This window comes from Mycobacterium sp. AMU20-3851, from assembly GCF_043974665.1.
In the GTDB taxonomy this organism is placed as follows: Bacteria; Actinomycetota; Actinomycetes; order Mycobacteriales; family Mycobacteriaceae; genus Mycobacterium.
In genome coordinates this window covers 4,318,450-4,334,762 of sequence record NZ_CP146371.1, presented here as the reverse complement: position 1 = coordinate 4,334,762, position 16,313 = coordinate 4,318,450, and the positions used below count along the sequence as shown (strand labels likewise).

Sequence of the window (16,313 nt, the reverse complement as noted above, 5' to 3'; positions counted from 1 at the left end):
TCAGGTGTGCACCTGCAGGCCCAGCCGGGCCGCCGCGTACCGCCGCACCGTGTCCTCGGACATGGCGGCGGCATCCTCGTAGCCGGGCCGCGCGCGGCTGGCCATGAATCCGGTGCTGCGGTCCAAGGTGATCTCGGCGAGTAGCTCCCCGGTGGTCGGTTCGCAGACCGCCCAGGTGTAGCGGGTGTCGGATTCCCAGCCGTCGGCGGCGTCGTCGATGTAGTCCAGATCGGTCTCACCGAGGTCGGCCAGCGCGGGCCGGTCGTCGACGCGGTCGTCGTAACGCAGCCCGCGCAGGTACCACTGGCCGTTGTTGATCTCGACGGGTTCCACGTGTCTGGCCTTCCTGTGAATGACCGCGAGGCTGCAGCCGCCGGAACGATGGTCCGGCAACTGCAGCCTCGGCGGGGAAAACGGGTCGGGCTAGTCCTTGATCTCGGCGATCACGGTGCCCTGGGTGATGGCCGCGCCGGCCTCCACCGACAGCCCGGTGATGGTGCCGTCCTTGTGGGCGGTGACCGGATTCTCCATCTTCATGGCTTCCAGCACCACGACCAGATCGCCCGCGGAGACCTGCTGGCCCTCTTCCACGGCGACCTTGACGACCGTGCCCTGCATGGGTGCGGTCACCGAGTCGCCGGAGGCCGCCGCGCCGCCGCCGCCGGCACGCTTGCGGGCCTTGGGCTTCTTGCGTATCGCGCCGCCGGCACCGCCACCGCCACCGATGGCCAGGTCGCCGGGCAGCGACACCTCCAGGCGGCGACCGCCGACCTCGACCACGACCTTCTGCCGGGGCAGGTTGTCCTCTTCATCGAGCGGCTCGCCGCCGGTGAAGGGCTCCACCGTGTTGTCCCACTCGGTTTCGATCCAGCGGGTGTGCACGTCGAACTTGGTGCCGTCGCCGATGAAGGCGGGATCGGAGACCACCGCGCGGTGGAACGGGATGACGGTCGCCAGACCCTCGACGTTGAACTCGGCCAGGGCGCGGCGCGAACGGGCCAGGGCCTCTTCGCGGGTCGCGCCGGAGACGATCAGCTTGGCGAGCATGGAGTCGAACTGGCCGCCGATGACCGACCCGGTCTCCACGCCGGAGTCCATCCGCACGCCGGGGCCGGTCGGGGGCTCGAACTTGCTGACCGGGCCGGGGGCGGGCAGGAAGCCGCGGCCGGCGTCCTCACCGTTGATGCGGAACTCGAACGAGTGGCCGCGCGGCTCGGGATCCTCGGTGATGTCCAGCGCCTCGCCGTTGGCGATCTTGAACTGCTGCAGCACCAGGTCGATGCCCGAGGTCTCCTCGGTGACCGGGTGTTCCACCTGCAGGCGCGTGTTGACCTCGAGGAAGCTGATCAGGCCGTCCTGGCCGACCAGGTACTCGACGGTGCCGGCACCGTAGTAACCGGCCTCCTTGCAGATGCGCTTGGCCGATTCGTGGATCTCCTTGCGCTGCGCGTCGGTGAGGAACGGCGCCGGGGCCTCCTCCACCAGCTTCTGGAAGCGGCGCTGCAGCGAGCAGTCGCGGGTACCGGCGACCACCACGTTGCCGTGGGTGTCGGCGATGACCTGAGCCTCGACGTGGCGCGGCTTGTCCAGGTAGCGCTCGACGAAGCACTCACCGCGACCGAAGGCGGCAACGGCCTCACGGGTGGCCGACTCGAAGAGCTCGGGGATCTCCTCGATGGTGCGCGCCACCTTCATGCCGCGTCCACCACCGCCGAAGGCGGCCTTGATCGCGACCGGCACGCCGTACTCCTTGGCGAACGCGACGACCTCGTCGGCGTCCTTGACCGGATCCGGGGTGCCCGGGACCAGGGGAGCGTCGGCACGCGCGGCGATGTGCCGGGCGGTGACCTTGTCGCCGAGGTCGCGGATGGACTGCGGGCTGGGGCCGATCCAGATCAGCCCGGCGTCGAGAACGGCCTGGGCGAAGTCGGCGTTCTCCGAGAGGAACCCGTACCCGGGGTGGATGGCGTTGGCGCCGGACTTCTCCGCGGCTTCGAGCAGCTTCTCGAACACCAGGTAGGACTCGGCCGAGGTCTGACCACCGAGCGCGAACGCCTCATCGGCGAGCCGCACGTGGGGTGCGTCGGCGTCCGGTTCGGCGTAGACGGCCACGCTGGCCAGCCCGGCGTCTTTCGCGGCTCGGATCACGCGGACGGCGATCTCCCCGCGGTTGGCGACGAGCACCTTTGAGATCTTCGAGCTGGCGTGACTGGGCACTGGGCCTCCTGAATGGCATGTTCTCTAAGAAACGTCTTTAAGAATGTATCGGGCGAAGTTTAAGCGTCCAATTCCGGGGTGGCGAGTCGGACCCCCGAAATTCCGGCGAGATACTGTCGGCCTTCCGGTAGGCCGTTTTTGTTACTGGTCGGTACATGTGACGTGCGCTGGGCGAACGGAGGCGCGCGCCCGCCGATCGTCATGCTGCCAGACCATCACACCCGACACCGGGCATCGGCCCAACCGGACGCGCGGATCACCCGAAGAGGGCGGGGATGCCCTCCATCGAAGGGCCGGGTTCCACCCTGAGCACATTGGCCAACAGGGACGGGGCCACGTCGAGGACGTCGACCTGTTTGCGCGACGGATCCGGCTTCACCTCCGCGCCCGCGGCCAGCAGGATGCCCTCCGGAATGTGGTAACCGGTGTTCACCCCGCCGACCCGGCTGTGCGGGGCAAACCCGAGTTCCGAGGCCGGTGCGGTCGCGTCGTGAGCGGCGCCGTCCGGGTGGAACCGCAGCACCGGATCGGAGTTGGCCTCGACGGCGTGGTCCGTCCCGAACGTGACCGTGCGGCCCTGCACCCGGACCCGGGCGAACAGCGGGCGACCGCCGTCCACACGCACCGACTCCAGCGGCGCGGTGGCGGCTTCGGCGTCTGCCTCGGAGCCGAACACCAGCGACAGCATGGGGTACATCGCCAGGCCCAGTCCGGTCGCCGCCAGGTTCAGGCCGGCCACCAACCTGGTGTGGTCGTCGAGCACCAGGCAGGTGTCGTCGGACTTGACGACCTCGACCGGGCCCTGGCCCATGCTGGCCGACAAGACCAGCATCGACCGAGGGTTCCTGGCCAGGAACCGGCGGATCCGGCCGAGCTGCCGATCGGCGATATCCATTGCCGCGACGATGAATTCGCCGTAGACATCGTCGGGGGAGTAGTCGTATCTGTCGGTGTAGCCCGGCATCGCGTCGCCCCAGAACCGGTGCATCATGCCGGCGACGTGGTTGGTGAAGAAGATGCTGAGCCGGGGCCGGTGCGCGCGGTGCAGGGCCCAGTAGAGGTCGAAGCTCAGCGGTGCCTGCATGGCCGAGCGGAACGCCTTGTTCCGCGGATCACGGCGCTCCCGGACCAGATGGCCGCCGATCGTCGCGATCGAGCGCGGCGTCAGGCCCCGGCGCAGCAGGCTCATGCCGGTGCCGGCGAGCGTCTTGGGATGCAGGGCGGCGTTCGGCGAGAATCCGTTCTCACCGGTCATCGCGAGGTTGAACGCCTGGAAGCGCTGCAGCGCCACGGGGTAGGCGACGGCGTCCTGGCTGAAGGTGTCCGGGATGTAGAAGCCGCCGTGCCGGAACTGGCGGGCCGGCCAACTCTGCATCGGTCCGAACAGGCCCACCGACAGACCCGCGTTCTCGGCGACGGTCCAGATCGGGTCCCCCCGGAAGGTCGTCGGATCCTGGCCGAGATCGAAGGAATTGTGCGAATAGGTGGACGAATGCAGGGTGGGCCAGGTGCGCCAGGGCTGCAGCCCCTGCAATTCCTCGCGGTCCTCGTGCACGGTGGTCAACGATTGACCCTCGGCGAGCAGCGCGGCCAGGTGGGAACCGGGCCGCTTCTGCACGTAGATGTCGACCACATCCCAGGGCACTTCGTTGAGCTCGTAGAGGATGACGTCCCTGGCTTGCCGGCTCATCGACCGCGGCCCCTTTCCATGGTCCACATCGCCTCCGGGACCACGGCACTCGCGCGACACCTGGGCAAAATGTCACAGGCCGACTCGGCCGGCCTGCTCGTCACGTCATTCTGGCAGGGTTGGCCGCAGATTTTGCGCAGTCAATTATTGACGTGCAGGCAAAAATCACGCCGGCTGCGGACCCAGGATGCCGCAGGCGCGGCTACGCGCGCAGCCGCCGTTTGATCCGCGTCAGCATCGCCGACATGCCGCGCAGCCGCAGCGGACTGATGAGCGCCGCCAGGCCGAGATCGGCATAGAAGTCGTCGGGCACCGCGAGGATGTCCGCGGCGGACTGGCCGTCCAGCCCGGCAGCGAGAATCGACGCGAAGCCCCGGGTGGTCGGCGCCTCGGCGGGCGCGCTGAAGTACAGCCGGACGTGCTCGGGATCGGAGGCGTCCACGTCGAGGAACAGCGGAGACTGGCACTCTGGCACCGGCTCCATCGCCGCTTCCTCGAGGTGCGAGGGCAGCGCGGGAAGCTCGTTCGCGAACTCCAGCAGCAGCTGCAGCTTGTCCTGGCCGGTGACGTCCTGGAAGTCGCTGACGACCTCGGCCAGTGCCTCGGGCATCGTCACGAGGTCACCTCGACGGTGCTTCGCCCGGTTCGGCCCCGACCGCCACCGGAACGCGCACGGCGTTGCCCCACTCCGTCCAGGACCCGTCGTAGTTGCGCACATTCGGCAGGCCGAGCAGATGAGTCAGCACGAACCAGGTGTGGCTGGAACGTTCGCCGATCCGGCAGTACACGATCGTCTCGTCGTCGGCATCCAGGTGCCCGTACAACGCATCGAGTTCGGCGCGGCTGCGGAACCGGCCGCTGTCCTCGGCGGCCTTGGCCCACGGGATCGACACGGCCGTCGGGATGTGCCCACCGCGCAGCGCGCCCTCCTCCGGGTAATCGGGCATGTGGGTGCGCTCGCCGGTGTACTCCTGTGGCGAGCGGACATCGATCAGCGGTTGGTCGCCGAGCGCGGCCAGCACATCGTCCCGGAACGCCCGGATCGCCGAATCGTCGCGCTCCACCACCGGGTAACCGGTGCTCGTCCGGGAGGGGACGTCCAGGGTGGTGTCCCGGCTGTTGGACACCCACAGGTCGCGGCCGCCGTCGAGCAGGCGGACATCCGGATGGCCGAACAGGGTGAACACCCACAGCGCGTACGCCGCCCACCAGTTGCTCTTGTCCCCGTAGATGACCACGGTGTCATCACGGGAGATGCCCTTGCGGTCCATCAGCGCGGCGAACTGGGCCCCGTCGATGTAGTCGCGGACGGCCGGATCATTGAGGTCGGTGTGCCAGTCGATCTTCACCGCGCCGGGGATGTGCCCGGTGTCGTAGAGCAGGACATCCTCGTCGGACTCGACGATGGCCAGCCCGGGGCGGCCGAGGTTGGCCGACAGCCAATCCGCGGTCACCAACCGTTCCGGATGCGCGTAGGCGGCGAGGGCAGGGTCTGGATCGGCAGGAAGCGACACACAATGAGCGTACCCATGCCAGATGACCCCTCGCACGAGAGTCTCGGCCCGACCGCCGGGTGCAGCTCAGGGCAGACAGTCGGCCGCCGGGACCAACTCGGCGCGCATGTTGCTCTGCATCATCTTCAGTGCCGCTTTGCCCAGGTCGGCATCGATATGGGCGACCGCGTCCGGTGCGACGACCACGTTGTAGTGCCGGACGTAGGCGTCCAGCGCGGTGTAGAGCACGCACTGTTCGGTGACCTGGCCGGCAATCACCAGACGTTCCGGCTGCAGTTGCTGGAGCAGATAGTCCAGTTGTGTCGAGAAGAACGCGCTGTGCCGAACCTTGGTCAGCCGCAAGCAATCCGGGGTCGGCAGAATCGGTTTCACCAGATCCGGGCGCGCCCCGTCGAGGGCCTTGGCCACGATGTCGTCCCAGGTGCCGGTGAAATCGCCGAAGTTGTCGTTGACGTAGATGACGTCCACGTCCGCACGCCGGCGCCCCTCGGCGATCAGTTCGGCCAGCGGATCCACCATGTCGGCCACACTGGTGGTCAACTGTTCGGCATCGGGGTGCTCGTAGGCGTTGAGCATGTCCACAACCAGTAGCGCGGTATCTGCCATGGCGGGGGATTACCCAGGCGCCCGGATTTCAAGCGCCGACCCGCGTCAGCCGCCCAGGTTCGAGATCGTCGCGTCCAATCCGGCCGCCACTTCGGCGAGTTCGTGTTCGGTCGGCTCGGTGGAACCCAGCCTGTCGATCATCTCCTGACGGGATGCGCAGGTCAGTGCTCCCCGGTACTGATCGGAGTCCAGCGCGGCCGCGGGTAGCACCTCGGTCCGGCCCTCGATCAGGACCAATCGCGCATCGGCATCGGTCGCGGCGAGTAGCCGGCGCACATCGTCGGTCGAAATCGTCATGGTGGGTCTCCTGGCATCGCGGACGGGTCATTCCCGACGGGAGTTATTCCCACCTGGCCGCGAATCAATCAGCCGGGGCCCGGGCGGACGCCCGATGCCTGCGGAAAACGCCGATATGGGTCAGCCGCGGGGTGACTCGTTCGCCGCCCACAACTGCGCGACCGATATCCCCATGCCCGCCAGCAGGTTCCGCAACAACGGCAGGCTCACGCCGATCACGTTCGACGGATCGCCCTCGATCCGGTCGATGAACCAGCCGCCCCATCCGTCGATGGTGAAACCGCCGGCGACATAAAGCGGTTCACCGCCGGCCAGGTAGGCATCCAGATCGTCCTGCGACGGGGTGCCGAAGTGCACCGCGGTGCTGCCGGTCCGGTTCGCCTCACCGACGACGGCACCGTCGAGAAGTCGCAGCACGCTGTGCCCGGTGTGCAGCATCCCGGTGCGTCCGGCCGAGGCCTGCCAGCGACGGCGGGCCGCCTGCACCGAGCCCGGCTTGCCGGCGAGTACTCCGTCGATCTCCAGCATCGAATCGCAGCCGACCACCACACAGTCGACGCGCACGTCCTCGTCGAGAAGTTCGACGACGCGGGCGGCCTTGGCCGCGGCCAGCGCCGCGACGACCTCCGCCGCAGGGTTCCCGGACATCCGCGCGATGATCGCGTCCTCGTCCACGTCGGACACCGTGACCAGGGGATCGACCCCGGCCCCGCGGAGCACGCTGAGTCGGCCCGCCGACGCGGAGCCGAGAACGAGCCGTGTCACCTGCAGGCGCTCATCACGACCAGAAGCTCTTCGCGCAGGCGCTCATCACGACCAGATGCTCTTCGCGCAGGCGCTCATCACCGGCGCAGGTGGGTCCGCTCCAGCAGCGTGACCCGCTGCCAGCTGTGGCTCTGGTAGCGCAGCCGGTCCACCGGGTGCCCCCACAGGTTGGTCTCCTTGACGCCCGGCTCGGCCGGACCGCCGCCGGCGGCCGACAGCACGCCGATCAGGGCGGCCAGCTCTTCGGCGGTCGGCTCACCCTTGAGCACCTTGAGGTGCGGCTCGTGGGTCGCCGGGGTGGCGGCTGATTCGGGCACCGAATTCTCCTCGCTCACAGCGGGATGTTCCCGTGCTTCTTGGGCGGAACCTGGCTGATCTTGCGCTCCAGCAGGCGCAGCGAGGTGGCCACGTAGCCGCGGGTGTGCGACGGCGGGATGACCGCGTCGACGTATCCGCGTTCGGCGGCGATGTACGGGTTCACCAGGGTGTCCTCGTATTCCTGCTGCAGCTCCAGGCGCAGGGCGTCGACGTCCTTGCCCTCGGCGGCGGCCTGCTTGAGGTCCGAGCGGTAGACGAAGCCGACTGCACCGGAGGCGCCCATGACCGCGATCTGGGCGGTCGGCCAGGCGACCACCACGTCGGCACCCATGTCCTTGGAGCCCATCACGCAGTACGCGCCGCCGTAGGACTTGCGGGTGATGACGGTGATCTTCGGGACGGTGGCCTCGCCGTAGGCGTAGAGCAGCTTGGCGCCGCGCCGGATGATGCCGTCGTACTCCTGGCCGGTGCCGGGCAGGAAGCCCGGGACGTCGACCAGCAGCACGATCGGGATGTTGAAGGCGTCGCAGGTACGGATGAAGCGGGCGGCCTTCTCGGAGGCCTTGATGTCCAGGCAGCCGGCGAACTGGGTCGGCTGGTTGGCGACGATGCCCACCGAGCGACCGTCCACCCGGCCGAACCCGATGATGATGTTCTGCGCGTAACCGGCCTGCACCTCGAGGAACTCATCGTCGTCGAGGATGCGCGAGATGACCTCGTGCATGTCGTAGGGCTGGTTCGGGGAATCCGGGATCAGCGTGTCGAGTTCGATGTCCTCGCCGGTGAGGCTGTCCTCGATGGCGCCGGTCGGGGCCGGCGCCGGGTACCGCGGCGGATCGGCATAGTTGTTCGGCGGCAGGTAGCCCAGCAGGTCGCGGACGTAATCCAAGGCGTCCTGCTCGCCGGAGGCGACGTAGTGCACGGTGCCGGACTTGGCCATGTGGGTCTGGGCGCCGCCCAGTTCCTCCATGGTGACGTCCTCACCGGTGACGGTCTTGATGACGTCGGGTCCGGTGATGAACATCTGGCTGGTCTGGTCGACCATGACGATGAAGTCGGTCAGTGCCGGGGAGTACACGTGGCCACCGGCGGCGGCACCCATGATCAGCGAGATCTGCGGGATCACGCCGGAGGCCTTGATGTTGTTGTGGAAGATCTTGCTGTACAGGCCGAGCGAGACCACACCCTCCTGGATGCGGGCGCCGGCGCCGTCGTTGATGCCGATCAGCGGGCGGCCGGTCTTGATGGCCAGCTCCTGGACCTTGACGATCTTCTCGCCGTACACCTCGCCGAGGCTGCCGCCGAACACGGTGGCGTCCTGGCTGAACACGCAGACCTCGCGGCCGTCGATGGTGCCGTAGCCGGTCACCACGCCGTCGCCGAGCGGACGGTTCTTCTGCAGGCCGAAGTTGGTGCTGCGGTGCTTGGCCAGCGCGTCGAGTTCGACGAACGAGCCCTCGTCGAGCAGGGCGTAGATGCGCTCGCGGGCGGTCAGCTTGCCCTTGGCATGCACCTTTTCGACCGCTGCCTCACCCACCGGGTGCAGCGCCTCTTCCGCGCGCTTGCGCAGGTCGGCCAGCTTGCCGGCCGTGGTGTGAATATCGGGTACGTGCTCTGCCGCCGGCTCGATAGTGCTCGTCATGGTGGTCGATGTTAACGGTTCTCTAAGAAGTCGGACAGCTGGGTGTGGTTTGGCCCGCACCGGGTGACGCCGGGGGCGTCGGCTCACCGGGTATTTCGGGCCCTGTCCTCGCAGTTCTGCCGCGCGCCCGGGTGGTGTGGTCGCGATATCCGGCCGGATATTTGCCAGCGGTATTCGCCGGTCGACCGGTTCGCGGCGCAATGACAAATCACGGTTACCGCGAATTAACTCCGGTGCCGCGCTCGTAATGGACGATTCGCGGGTCGGGTCCGGTGGCCACCATCGACGCGTTGGCAATATAGTTCGCGGAGCCGACGAGCGATTGCTGGCAGCCGGCAGCGGTGTGGGTCCGGCTCGGGGGCGGTCGAGGACCCGGAGAGGAACGACAGTGTGACGGTTCATCGCGCTTACGACGGCGTGGACGGTCCCCGCGTGGTGATCGCGCACGACTACCTGACCCAACGCGGTGGCGCCGAGAAGGTCGTGCTGTCCATGAGCAAGGCGTTCCCAGATGCGCCGATCTACACGCTGCTCTACGACCCGGACGGCACCTACCCCGAATTCGCCGGGCGCGACGTGCGGGTTTCGTCGCTGAACCGGATCGGTTTCTTCCGCAAGCACCACCGCGCGGCCCTGCCGATCCTGCCCGCGTTCGCCTCGTCGATGTTCGTCGACGCCGACGTGGTGGTGACCAGCAGCAGCGGCTGGGCGCACGGTTTCCGCACCAACGGGGCCAAGCTGGTGCACTGCCACACCCCGGCGCACTGGCTCTACACGCCGGACATGTACCTCAAGGACGACGGCGACGTCCTCAAACGCGGGCTGCTGAAGGTGGCCGGACCCTCGCTCAAGGCGTGGGACCGTCGCGCCGCCCGGACGGTGGACCGCTATCTGGCGGTCTCGACCATGATCAAGGACCGCATCAAGGACGCCTACGGAATCGAGGCGGACGTATTGCCCTCGCCGGTGGCGATGCGCACCGACGTCGAGGTGCAGCCGGTGCCGGCCGTCGCCGAATGGGTGACCGAGGACCAGTCGTTCTACCTGTGCGTGTCCCGGCTGCTGCCCTACAAGAACGTCGACAAGGTGGTCCGCGCCTTCGCCGGCACCGACCGCCGTCTGGTGGTGGTGGGCCGCGGCCCCGAAGCCGGTCACATCGAGTCGATCCGCACTCCGAACGTGGCCCTGCTGTCGGATCTGACCGACGCACAGATGGCCTGGCTGTACAAGTCGTGCCGGGCCCTGATCGCGGCCAGTTACGAGGATTACGGCCTGACCCCGATCGAGGCCGCGGTGTGGGGCAAACCCGCGGTCGTGCTGCGCTGGGGCGGCTTCCTCGACACCGTGATCGACGGCGTCACCGGGACCTTCTTCGATGAACCGCAAGCGGATTCGATCGCCGCGGCCCTGGACCGTTTCGCCGCCGGGGGCTTCGACGCGGAGGTCATCCGCAAGCACGCCGACCAGTTCACCGAGCAGCGCTATTCCGAACGCCTCTACGAGGCGGTCGACGGACTCGTCGTGCCGTGCTGAACTCGCCCGTCGGGTACCGGTGCGCTTCCGGGCCCGGATCGGCGTACCTGTCGCTATCGTTGACGCGGTTTCCTCGACAAGGAGCAAAGATTCATGTTTCGTAAGCCGGCTACGGCAGACCCTGCCGACGTAGCGCGCAAGAAGGCCGCCGCGCCGGCCCTGCGGATGCCGCCGGAGTCGGAATACGTCCTCGACGAGAACAACCGGGTGACCCACTACAAGATGCAGAGCCTCGGGTTCGTGCCCAAGGCCAAGAACCGTCTCGGTGAACTGATCTTCAACCTGCTGGTCACCTACATCCCGTCGCACAAGATCCGGCAGGGCTGGCTGCGGCTGTGCGGGGCCGAGATCGGCAAGCACTGCTCGATCCTGCGCGGCACCACCGTGCTCGATCCGGCGTATCTGACCATCGGCGACGGGGTCGAGATCGGTTTCCGCTGCATGCTCGACGCGCGCGCCGGCATCTACATCGGCAACCAGGTCACCATCGCCAGCGACGTACAGATCATCGGCGGCGGCCACGACATCAACCATCCCGACTTCCTGCCGGTGCCGATCCCGACCGTGATCTGCGACTACGTGTGGATCGCCAGCCGGGCGATGGTACTGCCGTCGCTGGTCGGCCGCGGTGCGGTGGTGGCCGCGCAGGCCTTGGTCACCAAGGACATCGAGGAACTGAACATCGTGGGCGGCGTACCGGCCAAGGTGATCGGCAAGCGCGATCCGGATGTCTTGCTGTACACCAACACTCGTCGACCCCCGCCGTTCTACTGATGGGGGATCGGTTACGCGACCACCGGTTGGTGTTCGTCGCACCCGACGACGGGCAGACCGCGGTGGGTGACTACGCGCAGGATCTGGTGGACGCACTGCGCCCGCACATCGGCGAGATCGCCGAGGTGCGCACCGCCGGTCCCGGCCTGGACACCCTCGCCGACATCCGCCGGCACCGCAGCCGGGTCCGCAAACTGGTCGCCGACGGGCCGCCGGGGCGCACCCTGGTGCATGCCGAACTGTCCACCGGCGTGATGCCCACCTTCTGGGCGGTGGCCGGGCTGTCCGGGGTGCCGGTGACGGCCACCATCCACGACCCGCCGCAGGGCCTGTGGTTTCTGGCCCGGCCCCGGTTCATCGCCAGGTCCCGCCTGCTCACCCACGGCATCCACTACCCGCTGCGGCCGGTGTCGCGCGCGGTCGAAGGCCGGGTGCATGGGGATCGGACCCTCATCGCGCTGACCGAGACCGGTCGACAGTCGATCCAACGGACCTACCCGCGCACCCGCACCGCCTACATCCCGCACCTGGTGCGGCACCGGCCCGAGATCGCGCCCGCCCAGGACCGCCCCAAGGCGGTCGGCTTCTTCGGATTCGTCTACCGCGGCAAGGGTTTCGATCAGATCGCCGAGATCCGTGCCCAGCTGCCCGACGACATCGCGATCCGGGTCGCCGGCCGCGGCACCGAAGAACTGCCGCGCGCCGAGGGCATCGAGATCCTCGGCGGCGTCGACGGTGCCGCCGAAGACGCGTTCTTCGCCTCCGTCCGGGCCATCGTGGTGCCCTACGGCAAGCGGCACTTCTACGCCGAGACCTATCCCGCCTCCGGCGTGGTGGCGCACTCGATGGCCTACCGCACCCCGGTGATCTGCACCGGGTACGGGTCGCTGGCCGAGCTGGCCCCCGAACACGGGGTGGTGGCGGTGCCCCCGGCCGCAGATCCGGGCACCGGAGTGGCCGCCGGCCTGGCCGCGGAGATCACCGCGGTCCTGGGCGACGAGGCCCGGTTGACCGAACTGGGCGCCAACTCCGACCGTGCCCGGCAGGAGCGCTCGCCCGCACGTACCGCCGAGGCGTTCGTGGCGGTCTGGGAACAACTGATCGAACGTGGGCCCGCCGGTGACTGAGTCGACCGAACCCGCAGTCGCGAAGCCGGGTTCGCCGCATCTGTCGCGCGCGTTGTGGGCGGCGTTCTGGATGTACGGCGGCCGGGCCTGCGGCATGGTCTGGACGCTGGCCATCGTGGCGCAGCTGGGCATCGCCGACTACGGCAAGTACGCCATGGCGTACGCGGTGTACTCGCTGATCGGGTCGCCGCTGGACAACGTGTTCGTGGTCCGCTCGGTGCGCGAGTCGGAGGAACACTTCCTGGCCGACCGGGCCACCCGGTATCTGCTCGGGGTCGTCCTGATGCTGGTGGGCGTGGCCCTGCTGGAGGTGAACTACGTCGCGGCCTTCGGTCTGTTCGTCTCCGGCGGAGAACTGACCCTCAAGGCGTGGGAGAGTCGCTCACTGCGGGACGGTCAACCGCAGAAGGCCGCCCAGATCGACACCGGCAGACAATTCGCCAGCGTGGTGCCGGCCTGCCTCTACCTGTTCCTCGTGCCGGATCCGACGCTGCAGACCGCGACGATGATCCTGGTCGCGCCCTACGCGCTGGTGGCCCTCGGGGTCGGGCCGATCGCCTTGCGGCACAAGCCCGGAATGCCGGGATCCCCGCGGGTGATCGCCATCCTGGTGGGCGAGACCTTCTCCATCATGGCCGGTGTGCAGGGCGACCTGCTGCTGCTCGGGTGGCTGACCAACGACACCGTCGCCGGCTACTACGGCATCTGCACCACCGTCACCCTCGCCATCGTCGCGGTCGGGCAGACCTTCGGGATGTCCTACAACCAGGCTCTGCGCGAGGGCGAGGGCAATGTGTCGGTGGGACCGCCGCTGAAGGGCGCGATCCTGCTCGGACTGGCCGCCGGAGTGCTGGTGCTCATCACCGGCCTGGTCATGATGGTGGTGCCGGTGGTGCCGCAGGAGCTGGCCGTGGCGATGACGATCATGTCGTTGTTCTGCGGTATGCGCACCATCGGCATGGTGTTCCAGGCGGTGCTCTACAACCAGCACCGCGACGGTGTGCGGCTGATCGCCAACTCCGTCATCGTGCCGGTCAAGCTGGGTCTGGTCGCGCTGCTGTTCGGGCTCGGCGCGGTGGGCGCGGCGATCGCCTCGGTCATCGGTGACGCCCTGCTGATGGCCATCTACCTGCGGGTGCTCTACCGCAAGCCGGCCCCGGGAAAGCCGGAGACGTGAGCGCTGCCGGGGTGAAACCGACGGCCTGTTTCCTGCTGTCCAAGGATCCGGTGGCCGACCACGGTGGCGACGTCGAATTGTCGCGTCTGGTCCTGGAATTGGCCGCCCGGGATTTCACGGTGTCGGTGATCTGTCTGTCCCACGAGCCGCCGGGACGGCTGGACTTCGGTGGTGTGCCGCTGGTGCGGGTCGACAAGTCGGGAGTGCGGCCGCTGCGGCTGCTGGCCGACGTCGCCCGGACCGGACGCAGCCTGGTGCACGCCCGGTTCGACAACGACGACCTGGTCGCCGCGATCGATGCCGCCGCCGCCGACATCTACGTGGCCGAACACAGCTACATGGCCGAATCCTTCTTGCGCAGCTCACGTTCGGGTAAGTCCCGGTTCGTGGTGAACACCCACGTCAGCGAGTCCCTGGTGTGGCGTGCCACCCGGGGCGTGCTGGGCCGGCTGCAGGTCGGCCGGCTGCTGCGCGACGAGCTCCGGGTGGCCCGGGCCGCCGACGCGGTCGGCACCTTCGACGCCGAGGAAGCCGAGTTCTACCGGTCCCGCGGTGTGCGGGACGCCCGCTGGATGGACATCACGCTGCCGCCGGCGAAACAGGTCGCGGTGGCTTCCACGCCACGGCGACTGGTGCTGATGGGCACCCGGGACTGGCCGCCCAATCAGGAGGCCTTCGAAGAGGCCCTGCGGCTGTGGCCGCGGATCGCCGCCGGGATCGACGGCGCAGAACTGTGCGTGATCGGCGCCAAGGCCGCCAAGGCACCCGAACCCCGGTACCCGGCCGGCGTGCGGGATCTGGGCTTCGTCGACGATCTGCCCGCGTTCCTGGGAACCTGCCGGGCGATGATCGCCCCGATCCGGACCGGCGGCGGAGTGCGGGTGAAGATCCTGGACGCCGCGCGGATGGGATTACCGGTGGTCGGCACCACCGCGGCCGTCGGCTCGCTGGGGGATCTGCTCGGCCTGGGGGTGTTCGACGGCGACGCCGCCTTCATCGAGCAATGCCGAAAGTACCTGCTGGACAGCACCGGTGCCGCCGAGGCGGGGGACCGGCTGTATCGGCTCAACGAGGGATACTGGCGCGATCACCGGCCGCACCGGGCGGTCACCGAGCTGCTAGGTGGCAGCAGCGGGTAGTGGCGGGCCCTGGGCGGCAACGCTGCCCAGGCTCTCGGGGGACAGGGCCCCGCCCTTCGGTGCGGTGAGGGCACCTTCCTTGCGTAGCTCGTCGGAGTACTGCAGGAACACCAGGAAGAACGTGTACATGAAGGTCATCTGCGCGATCACGACGACCGGGTGATCCAGGTTCAGGGTGATGGTCGAGAACGCGATGAACACGCCGCCGTAGAACGCGTGCGGCAGTGAGTCGGTGCGGATCAGCTTGGCGGCCACCACACATCCGATGACGATCACCGCCAGGAAGGACAGGCCGGCCACCAGACCGCCTCGGTGCACCGCGATCAACGGCGCATTGGACACGAAGTTCTCGGTGAATGCGTAAGGGCCGTCTTTGAATTCGCGCAGCGACCAACCGTTGCCGAAGATCCAGTTGTCGCCCATGCGCCACGGGAACTCGCGGATCGCCGCGATGCGGTCCGACGCGCCGGCGTCGTTCTCGCCGAGTGAGCCCATCAACCGTTTGCGGACCGCCGGGATCATCATCGCGGTCGTGCCGCCCACGAACAGCGTGCCGATCATCAACATGCGGTCCCGGGAACGCATGTTGTGGAAGACGAAGACCAGCAACGCGCCGACCAGGACGCTGGCCAGCGCCGCCCGGCTCAGGGTCAGCACGATGGCCGCCATCAGGATGGTCATGAGGGTGACCCGCTGCCAACGGGTGAACAGGATGCCGGTGATGGCCAGTGCGATCACCAGGCCGATCCCGGCGGCGTTCGGGTCCACCCACAGCCCACCCAACCGCTGGAACGTCTCGCTGTCGTGACCGACGTCGAAACGGCCGGTCCGGGGCGTGGTGAGGGTGCCACCGGTGATGTAGAACTTGTCGACCGCGTAGTAGCCGATGATCTCGAACGGCTTGACGATGTACTTGGTGGAACCCAGCGCCACCGCGGCCAGGCCCCACAGCGCGCTGAAGGTGGCGGAGTAGACGAAAACCTTTCCGATGCTCCGCAATTGGTCATTCGGCAAGGCCAGCAGTGCGAACAGGAAACCGGTGGCCACTGCCCATTTGGTGAAGTCCATGATGTTGAGCGGCGTGGAGAACGTGACCGCCATGGACAAACCGGACATCACGATCAGCAGCAGGACCGCCGACATCAGCGGTGAGGACCGCCGCACCGCCCGGGGGTGCATCAGGAAGGCCAGGATCGACCCGCACCCGCACACGAGATAGATCGGCACGTGCACGCCGGGGAAATAGCCGAACGGGAACGTGGTGACGAAGACGACGGTGCCGTAGTACAGCCACAGCGGATGGCGCAAGCCGATGTACACGCCGACCACCACGGCCATCAGGCCGGCGATCGCGATCAGGATGGGTTTGCCACCCATGGCGGCGGCGACCGCCGCGAGGGGCCCGAGAACACAGGCCGCCGCTCCCGCCCAGATCTCGGTTCGTGAATATGTGGCCAGCTTCAAAAACGAACTCCTTTGCCGCCGGATCGGCGATCCATCACGCACTGAACTAT

16 protein-coding genes are annotated in these 16,313 nt (G+C 68.1%); 5 read left to right on the top strand and 11 right to left on the bottom strand.

Annotated features, from left to right (window positions below; genetic code table 11):
* The 10 genes from V4U86_RS20675 to V4U86_RS20630 form a co-directional block, all read right to left on the bottom strand.
* Window positions 1–333, bottom strand: coding sequence for a hypothetical protein (locus V4U86_RS20675; RefSeq protein ID WP_395307788.1), 333 nt, complete (start codon window positions 331–333; stop codon window positions 1–3).
* Window positions 334–423: 90 nt separating this feature from the next.
* On the bottom strand, window positions 424–2,217 hold the full coding sequence (locus V4U86_RS20670; RefSeq protein WP_395307787.1) for an acetyl/propionyl/methylcrotonyl-CoA carboxylase subunit alpha: 1,794 nt from the start codon (window positions 2,215–2,217) through the stop codon (window positions 424–426).
* A gap of 256 nt (window positions 2,218–2,473) precedes the next feature.
* Complete coding sequence (locus tag V4U86_RS20665; RefSeq protein ID WP_395307786.1) at window positions 2,474–3,907, bottom strand: hypothetical protein; 1,434 nt, start codon at window positions 3,905–3,907, stop codon at window positions 2,474–2,476.
* A gap of 202 nt (window positions 3,908–4,109) precedes the next feature.
* Window positions 4,110–4,517, bottom strand: coding sequence for a SufE family protein (locus V4U86_RS20660; RefSeq protein ID WP_395312139.1), 408 nt, complete (start codon window positions 4,515–4,517; stop codon window positions 4,110–4,112).
* Window positions 4,518–4,527: 10 nt separating this feature from the next.
* The gene (locus V4U86_RS20655; protein WP_395307785.1) at window positions 4,528–5,421 is read right to left on the bottom strand and encodes a sulfurtransferase; all 894 of its coding nucleotides are present in this window, start codon (window positions 5,419–5,421) and stop codon (window positions 4,528–4,530) included.
* Between the two features lie 66 nt (window positions 5,422–5,487).
* Window positions 5,488–6,027 carry an isochorismatase family cysteine hydrolase gene (locus V4U86_RS20650; RefSeq protein ID WP_395307784.1) on the bottom strand — a complete coding sequence of 180 codons (540 nt, stop codon included), beginning with the start codon at window positions 6,025–6,027 and terminating at the stop codon, window positions 5,488–5,490.
* A 45-nt stretch (window positions 6,028–6,072) separates the two neighbouring features.
* On the bottom strand, window positions 6,073–6,324 hold the full coding sequence (locus V4U86_RS20645; RefSeq protein WP_395307783.1) for a hypothetical protein: 252 nt from the start codon (window positions 6,322–6,324) through the stop codon (window positions 6,073–6,075).
* 120 nt (window positions 6,325–6,444) lie between these two features.
* Window positions 6,445–7,089 carry a Maf family protein gene (locus V4U86_RS20640; protein WP_395307782.1) on the bottom strand — a complete coding sequence of 215 codons (645 nt, stop codon included), beginning with the start codon at window positions 7,087–7,089 and terminating at the stop codon, window positions 6,445–6,447.
* A 77-nt stretch (window positions 7,090–7,166) separates the two neighbouring features.
* A complete protein-coding gene (locus V4U86_RS20635) occupies window positions 7,167–7,406 on the bottom strand; it encodes an acyl-CoA carboxylase subunit epsilon (protein WP_395307781.1) in 240 nt (79 codons plus the stop codon).
* 14 nt (window positions 7,407–7,420) lie between these two features.
* Window positions 7,421–9,049 (bottom strand): acyl-CoA carboxylase subunit beta, encoded by a 1,629-nt coding sequence (locus tag V4U86_RS20630; RefSeq protein WP_395307780.1) that lies wholly within the window; start codon window positions 9,047–9,049, stop codon window positions 7,421–7,423.
* Between the two features lie 390 nt (window positions 9,050–9,439).
* Here V4U86_RS20630 and V4U86_RS20625 point away from each other — a divergent pair, with 390 nt between their 5' ends.
* The 5 genes from V4U86_RS20625 (at window position 9,440) to V4U86_RS20605 (ending at window position 14,799) form a co-directional block, all read left to right on the top strand.
* On the top strand, window positions 9,440–10,582 hold the full coding sequence (locus V4U86_RS20625; protein WP_395307779.1) for a glycosyltransferase: 1,143 nt from the start codon (window positions 9,440–9,442) through the stop codon (window positions 10,580–10,582).
* 93 nt (window positions 10,583–10,675) lie between these two features.
* Window positions 10,676–11,356, top strand: a complete 681-nt coding sequence (locus tag V4U86_RS20620; protein ID WP_395307778.1) for an acyltransferase — start codon at window positions 10,676–10,678, stop codon at window positions 11,354–11,356.
* Entirely contained in the window at window positions 11,356–12,483 is a 1,128-nt protein-coding gene (locus tag V4U86_RS20615) for a glycosyltransferase family 4 protein (RefSeq protein ID WP_395307777.1), read from the top strand. Before V4U86_RS20620 ends, V4U86_RS20615 begins: the two co-directional genes overlap by 1 nt.
* Window positions 12,476–13,660: a lipopolysaccharide biosynthesis protein gene (locus V4U86_RS20610; protein ID WP_395307776.1), complete on the top strand. Its 1,185-nt coding sequence runs from the start codon at window positions 12,476–12,478 to the stop codon at window positions 13,658–13,660. Before V4U86_RS20615 ends, V4U86_RS20610 begins: the two co-directional genes overlap by 8 nt.
* The gene (locus tag V4U86_RS20605) at window positions 13,657–14,799 is read left to right on the top strand and encodes a glycosyltransferase (RefSeq protein ID WP_395307775.1); all 1,143 of its coding nucleotides are present in this window, start codon (window positions 13,657–13,659) and stop codon (window positions 14,797–14,799) included. The genes V4U86_RS20610 and V4U86_RS20605 overlap by 4 nt, the downstream gene beginning before the upstream one ends.
* Here the strand turns inward: V4U86_RS20605 and V4U86_RS20600 are convergent.
* Window positions 14,779–16,263: an O-antigen ligase family protein gene (locus tag V4U86_RS20600; protein WP_395307774.1), complete on the bottom strand. Its 1,485-nt coding sequence runs from the start codon at window positions 16,261–16,263 to the stop codon at window positions 14,779–14,781. The two genes, V4U86_RS20605 and V4U86_RS20600, sit on opposite strands and share 21 nt — an antisense overlap.
* Window positions 16,264–16,313: the final 50 nt, after the last annotated feature.

Excerpts from the sequence above, each read along its gene's own strand:
- V4U86_RS20620 (WP_395307778.1), top strand. The coding sequence starts at position 10,676 with ATGTTTCGTAAGCCGGCTACGGCAGACCCTGCCGACGTAGCGCGCAAG.
- V4U86_RS20645 (WP_395307783.1), bottom strand. The coding sequence starts at position 6,324 with ATGACGATTTCGACCGACGATGTGCGCCGGCTACTCGCCGCGACCGAT.
- V4U86_RS20660 (WP_395312139.1), bottom strand. The coding sequence starts at position 4,517 with ATGCCCGAGGCACTGGCCGAGGTCGTCAGCGACTTCCAGGACGTCACC.
- V4U86_RS20665 (WP_395307786.1), bottom strand. The coding sequence starts at position 3,907 with ATGAGCCGGCAAGCCAGGGACGTCATCCTCTACGAGCTCAACGAAGTG.
- V4U86_RS20615 (WP_395307777.1), top strand. The coding sequence starts at position 11,356 with ATGGGGGATCGGTTACGCGACCACCGGTTGGTGTTCGTCGCACCCGAC.
- V4U86_RS20650 (WP_395307784.1), bottom strand. The coding sequence starts at position 6,027 with ATGGCAGATACCGCGCTACTGGTTGTGGACATGCTCAACGCCTACGAG.
- V4U86_RS20630 (WP_395307780.1), bottom strand. The coding sequence starts at position 9,049 with ATGACGAGCACTATCGAGCCGGCGGCAGAGCACGTACCCGATATTCAC.